This is a genomic window from Erythrobacter sp. RANMB8, assembly GCF_056848235.1.
Map to the genome: position 1 here is coordinate 1 of NZ_JBREHG010000032.1, position 517 is coordinate 517.

Annotated in this window: 1 protein-coding gene; it reads left to right on the forward strand. The window is 60.9% G+C overall.

What is annotated here, in order from left to right:
- The coding region (locus ACU0AG_RS16090; RefSeq protein WP_482783273.1) for an IS5 family transposase at positions 1 to 517 on the forward strand (517 nt) is incomplete at its 5' end.

The window sequence follows — 517 nt, forward strand, 5'->3', positions numbered from 1 at the left end:
ACGACTGGCAGCACATGATCGACAGCACCTGCGTTCGCGGCCATGTCTCGGCAGCGGGCGGAAAAGGGGGGCAGTTAAGAATGCTCTTGGTCGATCACGCGGCGGCTTTACGAGCAAAATCCACGCCCGCTGCGACAATCAGGGACTGCCTCTCGGCTTCATCCTGACTGGCGGCGAGGCCTCCGATTACACCGCAGCTGAGCAGCTGATGGAGATCCCGATCGCTGCACCCAAGGCGCTGCTGGCGGACAAGGGGTCTGACGGTGATCGCTTCCGGGGAAGTCTGCTGATCCGGGGTATCCTGCCGATCATCCCACCCCGTTCGAACCGCAAGGTGCCCGACCATCCGGACTATCGCCGCTATCGGGACCGCAACCGTGTCAAGCGCATGTTCGGCAAGATCAAACAACAGCCCCGTATCGCCACCTGCTACGACAAGACCGTCCTCTCCTTCGAGAGCTTCCTAAACATCGCCGCCACACGCCTATGGCTGAAGTCTTCTGTCAACACAGCCTAG